At 72.0% G+C, this 14,832-nt stretch carries 14 protein-coding genes and 1 tRNA gene; 7 read left to right on the top strand and 8 right to left on the bottom strand.

Going from position 1 to position 14,832, the window contains the following annotated elements:
- Positions 1-177 precede the first annotated feature (177 nt).
- The 4 genes from rsrA to ACFXAZ_RS27725 all read right to left on the bottom strand — a co-directional run bounded on the left by rsrA (position 178) and on the right by ACFXAZ_RS27725 (position 3,106).
- Entirely contained in the window at positions 178-492 is a 315-nt protein-coding gene (rsrA, locus tag ACFXAZ_RS27740) for a mycothiol system anti-sigma-R factor (protein WP_384596742.1), read from the bottom strand.
- A complete protein-coding gene (sigR, locus tag ACFXAZ_RS27735) occupies positions 489-1,172 on the bottom strand; it encodes an RNA polymerase sigma factor SigR (RefSeq protein ID WP_384596766.1) in 684 nt (227 codons plus the stop codon). The genes rsrA and sigR overlap by 4 nt, the downstream gene beginning before the upstream one ends.
- A gap of 311 nt (positions 1,173-1,483) precedes the next feature.
- On the bottom strand, positions 1,484-2,149 hold the full coding sequence (locus ACFXAZ_RS27730; RefSeq protein ID WP_384596764.1) for an alpha/beta family hydrolase: 666 nt from the start codon (positions 2,147-2,149) through the stop codon (positions 1,484-1,486).
- A gap of 141 nt (positions 2,150-2,290) precedes the next feature.
- Positions 2,291-3,106 (bottom strand): SOS response-associated peptidase, encoded by an 816-nt coding sequence (locus ACFXAZ_RS27725; RefSeq protein WP_384596740.1) that lies wholly within the window; start codon positions 3,104-3,106, stop codon positions 2,291-2,293.
- 50 nt (positions 3,107-3,156) lie between these two features.
- On the opposite strand from ACFXAZ_RS27725, the gene ACFXAZ_RS27720 reads away from it, so the two are divergent.
- From ACFXAZ_RS27720 to ACFXAZ_RS27705, 4 genes are all read left to right on the top strand, one after another.
- The gene (locus ACFXAZ_RS27720) at positions 3,157-3,870 is read left to right on the top strand and encodes a M50 family metallopeptidase (protein ID WP_384596738.1); all 714 of its coding nucleotides are present in this window, start codon (positions 3,157-3,159) and stop codon (positions 3,868-3,870) included.
- A gap of 264 nt (positions 3,871-4,134) precedes the next feature.
- Entirely contained in the window at positions 4,135-5,451 is a 1,317-nt protein-coding gene (gene aroA, locus ACFXAZ_RS27715) for a 3-phosphoshikimate 1-carboxyvinyltransferase (protein WP_384596736.1), read from the top strand.
- Positions 5,452-5,461: 10 nt separating this feature from the next.
- Positions 5,462-6,472: a ribosome small subunit-dependent GTPase A gene (rsgA, locus tag ACFXAZ_RS27710; RefSeq protein ID WP_384596734.1), complete on the top strand. Its 1,011-nt coding sequence runs from the start codon at positions 5,462-5,464 to the stop codon at positions 6,470-6,472.
- Positions 6,473-6,640: 168 nt separating this feature from the next.
- Entirely contained in the window at positions 6,641-6,964 is a 324-nt protein-coding gene (locus ACFXAZ_RS27705; protein ID WP_382685074.1) for a DMT family transporter, read from the top strand.
- Here ACFXAZ_RS27705 and ACFXAZ_RS27700 read toward each other — a convergent pair.
- Positions 6,909-7,580 (bottom strand): TetR/AcrR family transcriptional regulator, encoded by a 672-nt coding sequence (locus ACFXAZ_RS27700; protein ID WP_384596732.1) that lies wholly within the window; start codon positions 7,578-7,580, stop codon positions 6,909-6,911. The two genes, ACFXAZ_RS27705 and ACFXAZ_RS27700, sit on opposite strands and share 56 nt — an antisense overlap.
- Positions 7,581-7,759: 179 nt before the next feature.
- On the opposite strand from ACFXAZ_RS27700, the gene hisN reads away from it, so the two are divergent.
- A complete protein-coding gene (hisN, locus tag ACFXAZ_RS27695) occupies positions 7,760-8,560 on the top strand; it encodes a histidinol-phosphatase (protein WP_382685072.1) in 801 nt (266 codons plus the stop codon).
- Between the two features lie 210 nt (positions 8,561-8,770).
- On the top strand, positions 8,771-9,163 hold the full coding sequence (locus ACFXAZ_RS27690) for a cyclic nucleotide-binding/CBS domain-containing protein (protein WP_384596730.1): 393 nt from the start codon (positions 8,771-8,773) through the stop codon (positions 9,161-9,163).
- Positions 9,164-9,251: 88 nt separating this feature from the next.
- Here the strand turns inward: ACFXAZ_RS27690 and ACFXAZ_RS27685 are convergent, their stop codons facing one another.
- Positions 9,252-10,703, bottom strand: coding sequence for a catalase (locus ACFXAZ_RS27685; RefSeq protein ID WP_384596728.1), 1,452 nt, complete (start codon positions 10,701-10,703; stop codon positions 9,252-9,254).
- Positions 10,704-10,835: 132 nt separating this feature from the next.
- Between ACFXAZ_RS27685 and ACFXAZ_RS27680 the strand changes: the two genes are divergently transcribed.
- Positions 10,836-11,252, top strand: a complete 417-nt coding sequence (locus tag ACFXAZ_RS27680; protein WP_384596726.1) for a Fur family transcriptional regulator — start codon at positions 10,836-10,838, stop codon at positions 11,250-11,252.
- Positions 11,253-11,392: 140 nt separating this feature from the next.
- Here the strand turns inward: ACFXAZ_RS27680 and ACFXAZ_RS27675 are convergent.
- Both ACFXAZ_RS27675 and ACFXAZ_RS27670 read right to left on the bottom strand, forming a co-directional pair.
- Positions 11,393-11,466, bottom strand: a tRNA-Met gene (locus ACFXAZ_RS27675).
- A 1,230-nt stretch (positions 11,467-12,696) separates the two neighbouring features.
- Positions 12,697-14,535, bottom strand: coding sequence for a sel1 repeat family protein (locus tag ACFXAZ_RS27670; protein ID WP_384596724.1), 1,839 nt, complete (start codon positions 14,533-14,535; stop codon positions 12,697-12,699).
- Positions 14,536-14,832: the final 297 nt, after the last annotated feature.

The raw sequence follows: 14,832 nt of genomic DNA, 5'->3' as shown, positions 1-14,832 counted from the left end.
CCCGGGCGCGGCCCGGGCCCGCTCCCCTGGCCGGGCCGGGGGGGCCCGGGGGGGGTAACCCCCGTTTTTTCCCCGGTTGGTGCCACCCCCCCCCGCCCGGGGGTACCCCGGGCCCCGACGGTCAGGAAGGGCGGTTCAGAACTGCGTCGCCGGGAGGCGTCACCTCACGGCTCGCGGTCAGGACTCCTGCGGTGCGGGGGTCGCGGTCGGGGTCGCCTCGCGCTCCGGCACGATCTGCCCGGAGCGGATCAGCTCCAGCCGCCCCATGACCTTGGCCCGCAGATCGGCGGGCACGTCGTCATGGCCGCAGCACCGCTTGACCAGCTTCTTCACGGCCTGCTCCAGGCCGTACTTCTCCAGGCACGGCGAGCATTCCTCGAAGTGCTGCCGGAACTTGTCGCGGTCGACGTCCGGCATCTCGCTGTCGAGGAACTCGTAGAGATGGTCGAGCACCTCGCTGCAATCAGTGTCGTGCGGCTCTCCGCAGCTCATGAGCCCGAGCCTTTCGCTTCGTTCGACTCTCCGGCACCGGCCGGGACGAGCCCGCGCTCACGGGCGTAGTCCTCCAGCATGCCGCGCAGTTGCCGGCGGCCCCGGTGCAGCCGGGACATCACCGTGCCGATGGGTGTCCCCATGATGTCCGCGATCTCCTTGTACGCAAAGCCCTCTACGTCGGCGAGATAGACGGCGATACGGAATTCCTCGGGAATCGCCTGGAGCGCTTCCTTCACGTCCGAGTCGGGCAGATGGTCCAGCGCCTGCGACTCCGCGGAGCGCAGACCGGTCGACATGTGCGACTCGGCGCGGGCGAGCTGCCAGTCCTCGATCTCCTCGGCGGCGGAGCGCTGCGGCTCGCGCTGCTTCTTGCGGTACGAGTTGATGAAGGTGTTGGTGAGGATCCGGTACAGCCATGCCTTGAGGTTGGTGCCCTCACGGAACTGGTGGAAGGACGCGTACGCCTTGGCGTAGGTCTCCTGCACGAGGTCCTCGGCGTCGGCCGGATTGCGCGTCATGCGCAGCGCGGCCGAATACATCTGGTCGAGGAACTCCAGCGCGTCCCGCTCGAAGCGCGCGCTGCGCTCCGCGGTCGACTCCGCGCCGCTGCCCCGGCCCTCGGGCTGCTCCGCCTGGCCGTAGTCGGTCCCTGCCTCGGTACCGGGAACCGGACCCACCTCCTCAAGTTTCTGGGCAGGACCGAACCCGGTCCCACCAGAATCGGAGGATAGACGACGATCCGGTCCGCTCGCCGCTCGAATCGGAGCGGTCTTGGCCGCGTGCAGCACCGACCACTCCAGATCGGTGTGCGAGGCGCGGCTCGAATCCAGCTCCGCCGGGAGCGGCCCGTCCACGGGGTGGTGGCGGGAGACGGGCGGGCAAACGGTCGAACCCATGCGGCGGACTTCCTCTCCACGACGTCGGTACCGGTGCCCCGGCCCTTCTGTCCGCCTTCAACAGCAGGCAAAGCCCTGGCATTCCCGCCCCGTCAGCGCAGGCCCGAGGCCCAGGCGGCCACCCGGTCCGTGATGATCGTCACTGCCTCGTCCTGGCTGATCCCGGCCCTCCTGGGCACGGCCAGCCCATGATCGGCGGCCGGTACCTCCACCAGTTCGTAGTCCCCGCCGGGAAACTCCCCGGGCCGCCCGAACGGATCGTTGCCGCCCTGTACGACGAGCGTGGGCACCCCGGCCCCGAGCAGCTCGGCGGCGCGCGACTTCTCCGGCCGGCCCGGCGGATGCAGCGGGAAACTGAGTGCGAGCACCCCGGCCGCGCCCAGCTCCGACGCCGTACGGCAGGCCACCCGGGCGCCCGCGCTGCGGCCCCCGGAGATCACCGGCAGCCCTCGCGCCACCAGGGCGGGCCACACCCCGCGCCACCCCACGTCCAGCGTCCTGGGCGCGGGCGCCACCTTCTTCCCGGCCACCCGCCAGGGCTGCTCCACGAGGGCGACGGTCACCCGATGGGCCGGAAGGGTGTGCGCGAGCGCCTGGAGGTCCCGCGCGTCGATGCCTCCGCCCGCCCCATGACTGACGGCGAGCACAAGGCGGGGCCGGGGCGCGGGGTGCCAGGTGATCCGGGCGGTGCCGGCCTCGGTCTCGACGGTCTCGATCTCGACGGTCGCGGTCTTGACGGCCGCGGTCTCGGCCGTCACGGTCTCGGCGGTCGCGGTCTCGGCGGTCGCGGCAGCCGCCGCGGCTTTCTGGGCTCTGCCCTTTTCGCTGGTCACGTCGTCGCCGCCCGCTCTCGCCGCCCGTTTCGGATCAGATTCTGAACCCGGATGCAGCACCCGGATTCAGAACAGTGTGCCCTCCTCGGGCCCCGCGAGTTCCTTCAGCAGGTCCGGTCCGTTGTTGCGGACATTGCTGACCGCCGTGGAGACCGGGTACGCGCGCATCAGGCCGGGCGGCGGCGGGGTGAGCAGGGAGCGGAGGTCCTCGGGGTCGGTGCGGGACGGGTCCAGCCAGGCGTCCCAGCGGTCCGGGGTGAGCATCAGCGGCATCCGGGGGTGGATGTCGGCGAGGACATGGGGCCCGTCGGCGGGGGCCACGGCCAGCGGGGTGGTCTCCGCCTCCGTGGTGATCACCGAGCAGGTCACCCACCAGGCCAGCGGATGCTCGTCGGGCAGGGTGCGGTCCCGCCAGAACTCGTACAGCCCCGCCATCGCGAAGACCGAGCCGTCGGCGGGCAGCACGAAGTACGGCTGCTTGCGGGGCCGCTTCTTCTTCCCCTCCACCTCCAGGTCCCGCTCGTCCTTGCCGGTGACCCACTCGTAGTAGCCGTCGGCGGGCAGGATGCAGCGCCGGGCGGCGAAGGCGCGACGGAAGGACGGCTTCTCGTGCACGGTCTCCGCGCGGGCGTTGATCATCCGGGCCGCGCCCTCGGGCGTCTTGGCCCAGGACGGCACCAGTCCCCACTTCAGCTTGCGCAGCTGGCGAACCGGACGGGGGTCCTCCGCGTCTTTGAGGGCACGGTCCAGGACCGCGTAGACCTCTTTGGTCGGGGCGACGTTGTAGTCGGGGGCGAGGGTCTCCTCGGGCTCCCGCTTCTCGACCTCAAAGATTCCTGCGAGATCCTCGGGTCCACGACTCGATGCATACCTTCCGCACATGCGTGCCACACTGCCAGATCCCGTACGGAGACAGGGAGCGCCCCGGACCCATGGACAGCACGACAGCGACCTCGCTCTGGGACGAACTCACCGGTACGCAGCCCGCCCCCGACCTCTGGGTGGTGCTCGGCACGCTGGCCGTCGTCCTCGCCGTCGTCGTCCCGCACACCCCGTGGCGGATATCCCGCAACGCGATCACCATCGCCCACGAGGGCGGCCACGGGCTGATCGCGCTGCTGACCGGCCGCACCCTGACCGGCATCCGGCTGCACTCCGACACCAGCGGCCTGACCGTCAGCCGGGGCAAGCCGCACGGCATCGGCATGATCCTCACCGCCGCCGCGGGCTACACCGCCCCGCCCCTGCTCGGCCTCGGCGGCGCCGCGCTCCTCGGCTCCGGCCGCATCACGCTGCTGCTATGGCTGGCGACGGCCCTGCTGCTGGCGATGCTGGTGATGATCCGCAACGCGTACGGCGTCCTGACGGTGGTCGTCAGCGGCGGCACCTTCCTGCTGGTGTCCTGGCTGGCCGGACCCCAGGTGCAGGCCGCCTTCGCGTACGCGGTGGTGTGGTTCCTGCTGGTGGGAGGGGTGCGCCCGGCCTTCGAACTCCAGGCCAAGCGGTCGCGCGGCGGCGCGGGCGACTCGGACGCGGACCAGCTGTCCCGGCTGACGCACGTCCCGGCGGGGCTGTGGTTCTTCCTGTTCCACGCGGTGTCGCTGTGCTCGCTGATCGGCGGGGGGCGCTGGCTGCTGGAGCTGTGAGGCGGTGGCTCCAGGGAGACGCGGCCGTCTCGGTCCCGGGCTCCAGGGAGACGCGGCCGTCTCGATACCCGGTTCCAGGGAGACGCGGCCATCTCGATACCCGGTTCCAGGGAGACGCGGCCGTGGATCGATCCGCGACTCCAGTGGGGACGAGGCGGTATCGATCCGCGACTCCGCCGCGCGGGCCCGGTCGGCCCCGGCTCGCCCCCCGCTCGGAGGTGGACGAAAATCCACGCCCCCCTTGCCCCTTATAAGGTTGGCCCTATGGTCCCCAACACCACGAACACCGCCCTCTGGCCCGCCCCGCACGCGAGCGGAGCCGTCCGCGCGACGGTCCACGTGCCGGGGTCCAAGTCGGTCACCAACCGCGCCCTCGTCCTCGCCTCCCTCGCCTCCGAGCCCGGCTGGCTGCGCCGCCCCCTGCGCTCCCGCGACACCCTGCTGATGGCCGGCGCCCTGCGCGCGATGGGCGTCGGCATCGAGGAGGGCGTGGGCCCCGACGGCTCCGGCGAGGCCTGGCGGGTGCTGCCGGTCGGCCTGCGCGGCGACGCCACCGTGGACGTCGGCAACGCCGGCACGGTGATGCGCTTCCTGCCGCCGGTCGCCGCCCTCGCCGAGGGCCCCGTCCGCTTCGACGGCGACCCGAGGTCGTACGAGCGTCCCCTGCACGGCGTGATCGACGCGCTGCGGGTGCTCGGGGCCCGCATCGACGACGACGGGCGCGGGGCACTGCCGCTGACCGTGCACGGCTCGGGTGCGCTGGAGGGCGGCCCGGTGGAGATCGACGCGTCCTCCTCGTCGCAGTTCGTCTCCGCGCTGCTGCTGTCCGGCCCGCGTTTCAACCAGGGCGTGGAGGTCCGGCACATCGGCTCCGCGCTGCCCTCGATGCCGCACATCCGGATGACCGTCGACATGCTGCGCGCGGTCGGCGCCCAGGTGGACACCCCGGAGTCGGGCGGCGAGCGCAACGTCTGGCGGGTCACGCCGGGCGCGCTGCTGGGCCGTGATCTGACCATCGAGCCGGACCTGTCGAACGCGCAGCCGTTCCTGGCGGCGGCGCTGGTGACCGGCGGCAAGGTGCTGATCCCGGACTGGCCCGCCCGGACCACCCAGCCCGGTGACCGGCTGCGGGAGATCTTCACCGAAATGGGCGGTTCCTGCGAATTGACCGACTACGGGCTGGAGTTCACGGGTTCGGGTGCCATCCATGGCGTGGACGTGGACCTGAGCGAGGTCGGTGAGCTGACCCCCGGCATCGCGGCGGTGGCGGCGTTGGCCGACTCCCCGTCCACCCTGCGGGGCGTGGCCCATCTGCGGCTGCACGAGACGGACCGGCTGGCCGCCCTCACCAAGGAGATCAACGACCTGGGCGGCGATGTCAAGGAGACCGCCGACGGTCTGCGCATCCGCCCGCGCACGTTGCACGGCGGGATCTTCCACACGTACGAGGACCACCGGATGGCGACCGCGGGCGCGATCATCGGCCTGGCGGTGAAGGACGTACAGATCGAGAACGTGGCGACGACGGCGAAGACCCTGCCGGACTTCCCCGACCTGTGGACCGGGATGCTCGGGGCATAGGGGTCACGCCATGCGCCGCTACGGCAAGCACACCGACGAGGACGACATCCGCTCACGCCCCAACCGCAAGGGCACCCGGCCGCGTACGCACACCCGCCCCAAGCACGAGGAAGCCTCCTGGGGCATGGTCCTCACGGTCGACCGGGGCCGCCTGACCTGTCTGGTCGAGGGCCGCACGGTGATGGCGATGAAGGCCCGTGAACTGGGCCGCAAGGCGGCGGTGGTCGGCGACCGGGTGGCCCTCGTCGGCGATCTGTCCGGCAAGAAGGACACCCTCGCGCGGATCGTGCGGATCGAGGAACGCACCTCGGTGCTGCGCCGCACGGCGGACGACGACGATCCCTACGAGCGGGTGGTCGTCGCCAACGCCGATCAGCTCGCCATCGTCACCGCCCTCGCCGACCCCGAACCCCGCCCCCGGCTGATCGACCGCTGCCTGGTGGCGGCGTACGACGGCGGCCTGGAGCCGCTGCTGGTGATGACCAAGTCGGACCTGGCCTCGCCGGACAAGCTGTGGGAGCTGTACGGCGATCTGGACATCCCGTTCGTGGTGACCAGCCGGGAGGAGCTGGAGAGCGGGGCGGCGCTGGGGCGGGTCGTGGAGCAGCTGGCGGGCAAGGTCACGGCGTTCATCGGGCACTCCGGTGTCGGCAAGACGACCCTGGTCAACGCGCTGGTGCCGGAGGACCGGCGGCGGCTGACCGGCCATGTCAACGCGGTGACCGGCCGGGGGCGGCACACCACCACGTCGGCGCTGGCCCTGCCGCTGGGCGACTCGGACGGATGGGTGATCGACACCCCGGGCCTGCGGTCCTTCGGCCTGGCGCACATCGATCCGTCCCGGGTCATCCTCGCCTTCCCCGACCTGGAGCCCGGCACGGTGAACTGCCCGCGCGGGTGCAGCCACGACGAGCCGGACTGCGCGCTGGACCAGTGGGTGGCCGATGGGCACGCGGACCCGGCCCGGCTGTACTCGCTGCGGCGGCTGCTGTCGACGCGGGAGCGCCGGGACGGCGACTGAGCGGGAATCGCAGGATCGAAGGTGCGGGAAGGTCATTGACCTTGGCGTTGTTTGCGGTGTTGCAGGTCCGGTAAGGGCATAATCGCAACAGCCGTATCCCAAGCCCGAGTAAAGTCTGACAAGCGGTCACAGAACGTCACAGAACGTGGAGTTACGGGAGGATTGCACATGGCGTGGCTGCTGGTCATCGTTGCGGGGCTGCTCGAAACCGGCTTCGCCGTCTGCCTCAAGCTGTCGCACGGATTCACCCGGCTCTGGCCGACCGTCGCCTTCTGCATCTTCGCCCTGGGCAGCTTCGGTCTGCTCACCCTGGCCCTGAAGAAGCTGGACGTGGGTCCGGCGTACGCGGTGTGGACCGGGATCGGCGCGGCGGGCACGGCGATCTACGGCATGGTCTTCCTCGGCGATCTGGTCTCGACGCTGAAGCTCATCTCGATCAGCCTGGTGATCCTCGGCGTGATCGGCCTTCAGCTGTCGGGGTCGGCGCACTGACCTCCTCGCCGGGCCGGCGCGCGAGCACCCCCCGGACGAGCTGGGCGACCCCGCCCTCCCCGGGCGGCGCGGCGACACAGGACAGCGCGAGCCGTACCGCCAGCTCACAGCACCAGGTCAGTTCGGCGGCATCGCCCCGGGGCCGGGCCCCGTGTCCCAGCAGCACGGCGACGGCCCGGTCCCGCACGAGGGTCACGAAGTCGCCGGGCGAGGGCAGCGGACCGTCGGCGCGGCGCTGGGCGGGCACGGCCGAGGAGGAGGGCACGGCGGCGAGGGAGGGTGCGGGCAGCCGCTCGCTCCAGCAGCCGGTGAGCATGGCCTTGACCAGCGCGTTCTCGCGGGCGGCGCGGGTGGTCCACTCGGCGGTGGCGGTGAGCCGCTCACGGGCGTCCAGCGGGGTGGCGAGGGCGCGTTCGACACCGGCGAGATAGCCGTCGGCCTCCCGGCGGACGAGGGCGCGGGCCAGCCCGTCCTTGCTGCCGAACTCGTTGTACAGCGTCTGCCGGGACACCCCGGCCGCCGCCGCCACATCCACCATCCGCACCGCCGACCACGGCCGCAGCGCCAGGGCGGTATAGGCGGCATCGAGCAGGGATTCCCGAGCGGCAGGCATCATCGGCTCCCAGGGGGAACGGCACTGCGCCCAGATTTGACGCGCCGACCAGCACTGTCAAGGGTTCCCGTCGGAGACGGGGGGTGGCACGCCTGTTCGTACGCCATACCCACCCCCGCCACACCGCGCCGCGCTCCGCCCCGCGTGGCCCGTTGCCGGCCGGGACGGATACCGTTCGCCACATGCCCGACTACCTCGACGACCTCCGCCTCGCCCACGTCCTCGCGGACGCCGCCGACGCCATCACCATGGACCGATTCAAGGCCCTCGACCTCAAGGTGGAGACCAAGCCGGACCTGACCCCGGTGAGCGAGGCGGACAAGGCGGTCGAGGAGTTCATCCGCGGCCAGCTCCAGCGCGCCCGTCCTCGCGACGCGGTGCTCGGCGAGGAGTACGGGGTCGCGGGCACCGGTCCCCGGCGCTGGGTCATCGACCCGATCGACGGCACCAAGAACTACGTCCGCGGTGTCCCCGTCTGGGCCACGCTGATCTCCCTGATGGAGGCGGCCGAGGGCGGCTTCCAGCCCGTCGTCGGTCTCGTCTCCGCCCCCGCGCTCGGCCGCCGCTGGTGGGCCGCGAAGGGACACGGCGCCTTCACCGGCCGCAGTCTCACCTCCGCGTCCCGGATGCATGTCTCCGGCGTGGCCCGGCTCGCGGACGCCTCCTTCGGGTACTCCTCGCTGACCGGCTGGGAGGAGCAGGGCCGGCTGCCCGGGTTCCTCGATCTGACCAGGGACGTCTGGCGCACCCGCGCCTACGGTGACTTCTGGCCGTACATGATGGTCGCCGAGGGCTCCCTCGACCTGTGCGCCGAGCCCGAGCTGTCGCTGTGGGACATGGCGGCGAACGCGATCGTGGTCACCGAGGCCGGCGGCACCTTCACCGGCCTGGACGGGCGGCCGGGCCCGCACGGCACCAACGCCGCCGCCTCCAACGGCCTGCTCCACGACGAACTGCTCGGCTACCTCAACAACCGCCGCTGACCCGGGCGCACCCGCACCCCCACGCGCCCCACGGCAAGCGCCACGCGCCCCCTTGTTGACTTCCCCTTTGCCTGCGACTCTGAAGGCCCCACCCTTGTGAATTTGTGAAACGATGAACAGATGAACCGCACCCCATGAACCGCACGAGGTGCACCGGGTGAACCAGATGAACCAAGGGGCGGGGATCTCCCAAGGAGGTGGCTCCAGCCCATGCTCGTCCGAGACGCCATGACCACCGTGGTCCTCACGATCGGTCCCGACCACACCCTCCGCCAGGCCGCCGCGCTGATGTCCGCGCGCCGCGTCGGCGCGGCGGTGGTCCATGACCCCGACGCCGGCGGGATCGGCATACTCACCGAGCGCGACATCCTGGTCTCCGTCGGTCTGGGTCAGGACCCGGACGTCGAGCGCGCCCACGCCCACACCACCACCGACATCGTCTTCGCGGCCCCGGCCTGGACCCTGGAGGAGGCCGCGTCCGCGATGACCCACGGCGGCTTCCGCCATCTGATCGTGCTGGACCGCGAGGGACCGGCCGGGATCGTCTCGGTCCGCGACATCATCCGCTGCTGGGCCCCGCACCGCCACCAGGTCCCCGCCTGACCCGGCCCCCGCGAAACGCCGGACGGGCCGGGCTCCCCGAGGGAACCCGGCCCGCCGCCACGGCAAGCGCTCCGGTACTGCCGGGCTGTCAGCCGCGCAGGGCCTGGACGGCGGCTTCCAGCCGCTTGCCGAAGTCCTCGTCCGCCCGGCGGAAGTTGCCGATCGCGCGCTCGGCGATGTCGTCGCGCGAGACACCCGCGATCGAGCCCGCCAGATTGGCGATCAGCCGCTCCTTCTCGCCCTCGGACATCAGCCGGTAGAGGTCACCGGCCTGCACGAAGTCGTTGTCCTCGGCGTGCGCCGGGGCCGGGTGCTCGCCGGTGGTCCCGGTGACCGCCGTGGCCGACCACAGCGGACGGTCGGTCTGGTAGGGGCCGCCGAAGCTGTTCGGCTCGTAGTTCTTGGCGCCCTTGTGGCGGCCGTCGTACAGATGCCCGTCCCGCCCGTAGGTGCGCGCCTCGGTCGCGTGCGGGCGGTTCACCGGGAGCTGATCCGCGTTGATGCCGACCCGGTAGCGGTGGGCGTCGCCGTACGCGAAGAGCCGGGCCTGGAGCATCTTGTCCGGCGACGGGCCGATACCGGGCACGAAGTGGGCCGGCGAGAAGATGCTCTGCTCGACCTCGGCGAAGACGTTCTCCGGGTTGCGGTTCAGCTCCAGCCTGCCGATGGTGAGCGGCGGGTAGTCCGCGTGCGGCCAGATCCTGGTGAGGTCGAACGGGTTGAAGCGGTAGGCCGCCGCGTCCGCCTCCGGCATGATCTGCACCTGCACGGTCCAGGTCGGGAACTCGCCGCGCTCGATGGCCTCGCGCAGATCCCGCTGGTGCGAGTCGGGGTCCGTGCCCGCCAGCAGCTCGGCGTCCTTGGCGGTGAGGTTCTCGATGCCCTGGTCGGTCTTGAAGTGGTACTTCACCCAGAAGATCTCGCCGGCTTCGTTCGTCCACTGGTAGGTGTGCGAGCCGTAGCCGTTCATGTGGCGGTACGAGGCGGGGATGCCGCGGTCGCCGAAGAGCCAGGTCACCTGGTGGGTGGCCTCCGGGCTGAGCCCCCAGAAGTCCCACACGTTGTCCGCCTCCTGGGAGCCGGTGTACGGGTCGCGCTTCTGGGTGTGGATGAAGTCCGGGAACTTGATCCCGTCCTTGATGAAGAAGACCGGGGTGTTGTTGCCGACGAGGTCGTAGTTGCCGTCCTCGGTGTAGAACTTCAGCGCCCAGCCGCGCGGGTCACGCACCGCGTCCGCCGCGCCGAGATTGCCTGCCACCGTCGAGACCCGCTGGAAGACCTCGGTCTCCTTGCCCACCTCGGAGAGAAACGCCGCGCGGGTGTACGGGGTGACATCGGCCGTCACCGTGAAGGTGCCGTAGGCACCGGCGCCCCGGGCGTGCACCACGCGCTCCGGGATCCGCTCCCGGTTGAAGCGGGCCAGCTTCTCCAGCAGGAGCTGGTCCTGGATCAGCAGCGGCCCGCCGATGCCCGCGGCCTCGCTGTTCTGGTTGTCGGAGACGGGGGCTCCGGCCTCCGTCGTGAGCGGTCCCTGCGTCACGTCTGCCTCCAGCTGCGCTTTTCCATGACCCAAAATCACTTTCGATCCTACAATGGACTCTGTCTAAGTCAAGCAGAACTCTAAAGCCACACCTATTCAGGACCTAGCCCCCTTGCTGTTAAGGTGGTCTGCATGAGTGACCTTCTGGAACGGCTGCGCGGACGCGGATGGCGAATGACCGCGCAGCGGCGTGTCGTGGCCGAGGTCCTCGCCGGTGATCATGTGCACCTGACCGCCGACGAGGTGCACGCCCGTGCCGTGGTCAAGCTGCCGGAGATCTCCCGCGCGACGGTCTACAACACCCTCGGCGAGCTGGTCTCGCTAGGCGAGATCCTTGAGGTCAGCACCGACAAACGGGCCAAGCGCTACGACCCCAACGCGCACCGGCCGCACCACCACCTGGTGTGCGCCCAGTGCGGCGCGATCCGGGACGTCCACCCGACCGGCAATCCACTGGCCGACCTCCCCGACTCCGAGCGCTTCGGCTTCTCGGTCTCGGGCGTCGAGGTGACATACCGCGGCATCTGCCCGAACTGTTCGAGCGTGTAGCCCGCGACCGACTCCCGAAGGGCCCCGGCACCCCACAGGCGCCGGGGCCCTTCGGCATGTCCGGACCTCGGTGGCGGCACCGCACACACAAACACCGAGGGCCGGAACCCTGTGAAAGGATTCCGGCCCTGGATCTTCAGTAGCGGGGACAGGATTTGAACCTGCGACCTCTGGGTTATGAGCCCAGCGAGCTACCGAGCTGCTCCACCCCGCGCCGCTGAATGGAACGTTACGTCACCGGGGTCCCACGAGGCAAATCGCGGTGACGTGGCCGTATGGGCGACGCACTGAGCCCCCGGCCGAGCCAGCTCCGCAAGCTACCGAGCGGTCGCCCCCGCCCCCGCGTATCTCCGGGCAGCACACCAAGACAACGCCGAGCCTCCACCACAAGCGCCCCATCCGGCACTCAAGAAATGAGAGTCCTCTCCCCTTTCAGTCAACTGTTCGATTGGACTGGACACTCTCCCCATGAAGAGGCTTCGGGAAGCCCAGCTGGCGATCACCGTGGTCGCGGCCCTGGCAGGGGCCGGACTGATGGCGGGCAGGGCCCTGGTGGACCACGGCGGGCCGCTGGATCTGGGGCCCTCGATCGAGGTACGGGACCCCCGCCGCGGGAGACAGCCCGACGGTGTCCCACCCGGCACCGCCCAAGTCGCCGCACGCTCCCTCCTCCTCGCCCCTGCCCCCCACCCCCACACCCACCGCCACTCCCCCCACGGCGACCCCCACCCTGCTGCCCGCGCCGGACCCCTCCGCACCCGCACCACCAGGGCCACCCCGCGCAGGCCCATCCGGGCCGGGCCCACCAGCCGCACCCGAACCACCACGCCGTCCAGCCCCCGCGCAACGGGACGGTCCCGGACGGCGGCCAGTACGGCCAGGGCGCCGGGGACTGGGGCCCGGAGGACGAGTGGGCCGCCCAGCAGTACGGCGAGGGGACCCGACGGTGAAACGACACCGGCCGGGTCTCAAGGGCACGAAGGACGCCGAGGACGACAGCCTGTTCCTCCTGCTGAGGTCCCTGCACCGATTCCTGACGGCATGTCAGGACGACCCCACCCCGAACTCCTCGCCCGCCGCCCCGAACTGCACACGACCGTCGAGCCCGGCCGGCCGCCGCTCCCTCCGCCGGCCCGACTCCCCCGACGGAACACCCCGCCCCGGGTAGAACACGGGGAGGCGAGCCATGGAGAACGGGTGGGCTGATCAAGGCCACCGGTCGGCTGCGCCGCCGACCGGTCCCGGCGCCGGGGTCTCCATACGGGCTCATGGAGACCCCGGCGCCTTTGCCGGTCGGCCGGTGGGTCAGGGCTCCAGGTGTTCCTACGGCGACTCCTTGCCGCCCCACGGCCGAAGCGCACGTTCGGGCCCTCGACAACCTCCGCGACAACCACCGCCCCGCGAGACCCTCAGGCCGCGCGGGCCCGACGCACGGGGGACCCCGTCACGCCGACAACTCCTCCCGCAGAGCGTCCCGCAGCCGTGCCGCCCGTTCCGCCACCTCGGCCGGGCCCAGGGTGACCGCGCGGTCGGCCCAGCGCTGGCCCTCGGCCAGTTCGCCGCGGCGGGCGTAGACGAGGGCGAGGCGCAGGGCCGCGCGGCCGTGACCGGCGTCGGCGGCACGGGTCCACCACACCGCCGCCTCGGGCTCGCTGCCCTCGCGGGCCAGCAGCAGCCCGAGGTTGAAGGCGCCGTTGCGGGAGCCGGCCTCGGCGGCGGCCCGGTACCAGTGCGCCGCCTCCACCACATCGCCGCGCGCGGCGGCGAGCATGCCGACCCGCACCTGCGCCCGGCGGTGCCCCTGGGACGCGGCCCGCTCGTACCACTCCTCGCACTCGGTCTTGCGGTGCGCCGGCTCGCCCAGTTCGTGCGGCGAGACGGGCGGGCGCCGGGCGTCGAGCACGGCGGCGAGCCGGTACGCCCCCTCCGCGCTGCCCCCGCCGGCGGCCCACCGCAGATGCCGCTCGGCCTCGCGCTCGTCGCCCTCGCGCAGCCGGGCGATGCCGACCTGGAGCGCCGCGTCGGTGTGCCCGGCGGAGGCGGCCCGCTCGTACCAGCCCAGGGCGTCCGTGTCGGCGCCCCGGCCCGCGTACAGGATCCCGAGGTTGAAGGCGGCGTCGACGCTCCCGGCCTCCGCCGCCTTGGAGAACCACGGCTCGGCGCCGGTCGTGTCGCCGCCCTGGAGCAGCAGGATGGCGAGCGCGTTGGCGGCCTCCCGGTGCCCGGCGTAGGCCGCGCGCCGGTACCACTGCTCGGCCTGGGCGGTGCGGCCCTGCTCGGCGCAGAGCAGCGCGAGGTTGTAGGCGCCGTTGATGTCCCCGGCGTCCATCGCGGCCCGGTACCAGCGCTCGGCGGTCTGGGTCTCACCGCGCTCGGCGTGCAGCGCGCCCAGCGCGTTGGCGGCGTTGCCGTCGCCGTCCTGGGCGGCCCTGAGCCACCACACGGCCGCGTTCTCGCTGTCCCCGGCGTCGCGCAGCAGGAACCCGAGCGCGCAGGCGGCCCGCGCCTCACCGTCCTTGGCGGACGTCAGATACCAGCGCCCGGCCTCCTTCAGCTCGCCGCGCCGCTCCAGGATCGCGCCGAGCTGGAGCGCGGCCCGGCGGTGCCCGCGCGCGGCGGCCTGCCGGTACCACTGCTCGGCCTCCTGGGCGCAGGCCCGCCCGGCGCCGCTGTCGGCCCCCTCGCGCAGCGTCCGCCGGTCCAGCTCGCGGGCGAGACGGTACGCCGCCTCCCGGTGGCCGTGTTCGGCGGCGGCCCGCATCCACTGCTCGGCGGCGGCGTCGCCGCGGTGCTCCAGCAGATCGGCGAGGGCGTACGCGCCCAGCACATGGCCCTGTTCGGCGGACTGGCGCAGCCAGTACTCGGCGGCCGGCTCGTCGCCGCGCTCACGGTGGTACCGCCCGAGCGCGTGCGCGGCGGCGGCTGATCCGGCGACGGCGGCGACCCGCCACCATCCGGCGGCCTCGTCGGCGTAGCCGCGCTGGTGCAGCAGGACTCCGAGGTTGTTGGCGGCGGCCCGGTCCCCGGCGGCGGTGGCGGCCCGCAGCTGGGGCTCGGCTCCGTCGAGATCGCCCCGGCGCAGCAGCATGGCCCCGAGGACGCTCATCGCCTCGACCTCACCGGCCTCGGCGGCGGCGCGGGTACGTGCCTCCTCAGCAGCCTGTCCCGTATCACCCCGGTCCGTCCCGATTCCACCCTGTCTGGAATCGATCGCTTCCCGGTCGGAAGGCTGCACAAAACGCCCTGTATCCAACAGAGTTGCCTTGTCCCCCATAACGTCCATCGTCGCACCACCAACAACCTGGGTACACCTGGTATACCGCAGCCAGTGAAGTCACTTCGGCGTTTTGTCGACATGCCCACAGAGAGACAAGTCAAACACAGCTTTCCCAACTCTCCACGGCGGCACGGCGACCCGTGTCCCGGCACTGTCCCGGCACATGCGTTCGCACAGCACGAAGGGGGGGCGGGCGTGGTGGTTGGGGGGGGCGGGGGGCGGCGCCCCGGGGGGGGGGGGGGGGTGTGGGGGGGGGGGTTTTATGGTCGGGCGCGGGGGGGTTTTAGGGCCGGCGCTCGCGGG

Origin of the sequence: Streptomyces sp. NPDC059477 (assembly GCF_042749375.1) — a bacterium.
Taxonomy (GTDB): domain Bacteria; phylum Actinomycetota; class Actinomycetes; order Streptomycetales; family Streptomycetaceae; genus Streptomyces.
Note: the sequence above shows the minus strand (reverse complement) of the source record. Positions and strands in the feature narration are given on the sequence as shown.

Excerpts from the sequence above, each read along its gene's own strand:
- rsrA (WP_384596742.1), bottom strand. The coding sequence starts at position 492 with ATGAGCTGCGGAGAGCCGCACGACACTGATTGCAGCGAGGTGCTCGAC.
- ACFXAZ_RS27670 (WP_384596724.1), bottom strand. The coding sequence starts at position 14,535 with ATGGACGTTATGGGGGACAAGGCAACTCTGTTGGATACAGGGCGTTTT.
- ACFXAZ_RS27700 (WP_384596732.1), bottom strand. The coding sequence starts at position 7,580 with ATGATGCCTGCCGCTCGGGAATCCCTGCTCGATGCCGCCTATACCGCC.
- ACFXAZ_RS27705 (WP_382685074.1), top strand. The coding sequence starts at position 6,641 with ATGGCGTGGCTGCTGGTCATCGTTGCGGGGCTGCTCGAAACCGGCTTC.
- hisN (WP_382685072.1), top strand. The coding sequence starts at position 7,760 with ATGCCCGACTACCTCGACGACCTCCGCCTCGCCCACGTCCTCGCGGAC.
- ACFXAZ_RS27725 (WP_384596740.1), bottom strand. The coding sequence starts at position 3,106 with ATGTGCGGAAGGTATGCATCGAGTCGTGGACCCGAGGATCTCGCAGGA.
- ACFXAZ_RS27690 (WP_384596730.1), top strand. The coding sequence starts at position 8,771 with ATGCTCGTCCGAGACGCCATGACCACCGTGGTCCTCACGATCGGTCCC.
- rsgA (WP_384596734.1), top strand. The coding sequence starts at position 5,462 with ATGCGCCGCTACGGCAAGCACACCGACGAGGACGACATCCGCTCACGC.
- aroA (WP_384596736.1), top strand. The coding sequence starts at position 4,135 with ATGGTCCCCAACACCACGAACACCGCCCTCTGGCCCGCCCCGCACGCG.
- ACFXAZ_RS27720 (WP_384596738.1), top strand. The coding sequence starts at position 3,157 with ATGGACAGCACGACAGCGACCTCGCTCTGGGACGAACTCACCGGTACG.
- ACFXAZ_RS27680 (WP_384596726.1), top strand. The coding sequence starts at position 10,836 with ATGAGTGACCTTCTGGAACGGCTGCGCGGACGCGGATGGCGAATGACC.